General features: G+C 72.5%; 3 protein-coding genes. All 3 read left to right on the top strand.

What is annotated here, in order from left to right; translation table 11 throughout:
• Positions 1 to 67: 67 nt before the first annotated feature.
• Genes istA through MJ783_RS09760 form a run of 3 tightly spaced genes read left to right on the top strand, consistent with a single transcriptional unit; the run spans position 68 to position 2534 of the window.
• Positions 68 to 1369 carry an IS21 family transposase gene (istA, locus tag MJ783_RS09770; RefSeq protein WP_239310063.1) on the top strand — a complete coding sequence of 434 codons (1302 nt, stop codon included), beginning with the start codon at positions 68 to 70 and terminating at the stop codon, positions 1367 to 1369.
• A gap of 41 nt (positions 1370 to 1410) precedes the next feature.
• Positions 1411 to 2166, top strand: coding sequence for an IS21-like element helper ATPase IstB (istB, locus tag MJ783_RS09765; RefSeq protein ID WP_239310089.1), 756 nt, complete (start codon positions 1411 to 1413; stop codon positions 2164 to 2166).
• A complete protein-coding gene (locus MJ783_RS09760; protein ID WP_239310091.1) occupies positions 2163 to 2534 on the top strand; it encodes a hypothetical protein in 372 nt (123 codons plus the stop codon). Before istB ends, MJ783_RS09760 begins: the two co-directional genes overlap by 4 nt.
• The last annotated feature ends 181 nt before the right edge of the window (positions 2535 to 2715 follow it).

Raw genomic sequence — 2715 nt, 5'->3', positions numbered from 1 at the left:
GTCGCCGCTTCCTGAAAACTGACCCCCAGGGGTCCTCCGAAAACTGACCCCCTGCTGATGTAGGGAGGTGCTGAACGTGGAGGACTGGGCCGAGATCCGCAGGTTGCACCGCGCCGAGGGCGTTCCGATCAAGGAGATCGCCCGGCGGCTGGGGGTGGCCCGCAACACCGTGCGTCGGGCGCTCGCGTCGGACGAGCCGCCGAAGTACACGCGGGCCCCGAAGGGCTCGGTCGTGGATTCGTTCGAGCCGCGGATCCGGGTGCTACTCGCCGAGTGGCCGCGGATGCCCGCGCCGGTGGTCGCGGAGCGGATCGGCTGGCCGTACTCGCTCTCGCCGCTCAAGCGGCGCCTGGCGCTGATCCGCCCGGAGTACGTCGGGATCGACCCGGTCGATCGGGTCGTCTACGAGCCGGGCGAGGTCACGCAGTGCGACCTGTGGTTCCCGGAGACCCCGGTGCCGGTCGCGGCCGGGGTCGAGCGGGTGCTGCCGGTCCTGGTGATGGCGCTGGGGTACTCCCGGTTCCTGTCGGCCGTGATGATCCCGTCGCGGCGGGCCGGGGACATCCTCGCCGGGATGTGGCTGCTGATCTCCGCTCTCGGGGCTGTGACCCGCACCCTGGTCTGGGACCGGGAGTCCGCGATCGGCGGCACGGGCCGCCTGACCGCGCCGACGGCGGCGTTCGCCGGGACGCTGGCCACCCGCGTCCGCCTCGCCCCACCTCGGGATCCCGAGTTCAAGGGCGTCGTCGAGCGGAACAACGGCTACCTGGAGACCTCGTTCCTGCCCGGCCGGTACTTCACCTCGCCGGCGGACTTCAACGCCCAGCTCGGCGACTGGCTGACCGGCGCGGCGAACACCCGTACCGTGCGCTCGATCGGGGGCCGCCCCGTCGACCGGCTGGCCACCGATCGCGCGGCGATGCTGCCGCTGCCTCCGCTCGCCCCGGCCACCGGCCTGACCAGCCGGGTCCGCCTCGGCCGGGACTACTACGTGCGCGTCGACGCGGTCGACTACTCCGTCGACCCCCACGCGATCGGCCGGTTCATCGACGTCACCGCCACGCTCGACACCGTCACCGTCCGGTGTGACGGCCAGCCGGTCGCCGAGCACCCGCGCAGCCTCGCCCCGCACGCCGTCATCACCGACCCGGCGCACGCCGCGACCGCGAGAGCGATGCGCCAAGCCCTCGCCGCGGACCGCCAGGCACGCCAGACCGCCCGCCGCCACGCCGACGGCCACCTGGTACCCCTGCGCGCGCTGCCCGACTACGACGCCCTCTACGGCGTCGACTTCGACCCCACGCCCACCCCACCCGCCTCGGTGAACCCCGCCGGGACGGGGCCCACCGACGAGGAGACGGCCCTGTGACCACGGCCCTGCCCGCCCCGCCCCGGGACGGCCTGCCCGCGATGCTCGCCTACCTGACCCGGGTCCTCAAGACGCCCACGATCGGCGCGTTCTGGGAACCGCTCGCCACCCAGGCCCGCGACGAGAACTGGTCGCACGAGGAGTACCTCGCAGCCCTCCTGCAGCGCCAGGTCGCCGACCGCGAGTCCAAGGGCAGCACCATGCGAATCCGCACCGCGCACTTCCCCGCGGTCAAGACGCTCGAGGACTTCAACCTCGACCACCTGCCCTCGCTGCGCCGCGACCTGCTCGCGCACCTCGCCACCGCCACCTACATCGCGAAGGCCGAGAACATCGTCCTGCTCGGCCCGCCCGGGATCGGCAAGACGCACCTGGCGATCGGTCTTGGCGTGAAGGCAGCCCAGGCGGGCTACTCCGTGCTGTTCGACACCGCCAGCAACTGGATCAGCCGGCTCGCCGGCGCCCACCACGCCGGCCGCCTCGACGCCGAACTCACGAAGATCCGCCGCTACAAACTCATCATCATCGACGAGGTCGGCTACATCCCGTTCGACCACGACGCCGCGAACCTGTTCTTCCAGCTCATCGCCTCACGCTACGAACAGGGCTCCGTCCTGGTCACCTCGAACCTCCCGTTCGGCCGCTGGGGCGAGACCTTCTCCGACGACATCGTCGCCGCCGCCATGATCGACCGGCTCGTCCACCACGCCGAGATCCTCACCCTCACCGGCGACTCCTACCGCACCCGCCAGCGTCGCGAGCTCCTCGCCAAGGGCCGCGGCCAGGAACGGCAGTGACCACGACGCCCGGCACCCCCCGCACGCCCCACGCCCGGCCCGCCGGCACCAACCACCCGACGAGCCCGCCCGACGGACCGTTCACCACCGAGGCCGAGGCCCGCCACAGCCCACTGGCCCGCCGCGTCCACACCGACTTCGACCCGCGCCCAGCCCCCAGCCTGCGCCACGACGGCCTCCTGCGGGCCATCGCGGCCGCCGACGTCACGCTCGGGGCGTTCGACGCCCGGATCGTGGCCTGGCTCGCCCGCTCCTGGGAGGCCACCACCGTCGCGGTCGTCGCCGGTGTGATCACCCGCGCCCACCTCGCCGGCCGGATCGCCGGCGCCACCGAGGCGCGCTCCCACCCGGGAACCACACTCTACTAGATCTTGAAACTCCTCGGATGTCCGACTCCGGGGTCAGATTTCACAGACCCTCTGAGGGTCAGTTTTCAGGGACCGTTGACAGGGGTCGGCGGCCCAGGAGCCGGGGACGTGGAGTTCCCGGCCGGCGTAGGCGTGGCCGAGGTCGGAGGCATAGGTGGCGACGTCGCCGGTCAGCCCGTAG

It is taken from the genome of Protofrankia sp. Cj3, from assembly GCF_917627355.1.
GTDB lineage: Bacteria > Actinomycetota > Actinomycetes > Frankiales > Frankiaceae > Protofrankia.
The sequence above is the reverse complement of the archived record's forward strand: the minus strand, read 5'-3'. Positions and strand labels throughout refer to the sequence as shown.

Excerpts from the sequence above, each read along its gene's own strand:
- istB (WP_239310089.1), top strand. The coding sequence starts at position 1,411 with ATGCTCGCCTACCTGACCCGGGTCCTCAAGACGCCCACGATCGGCGCG.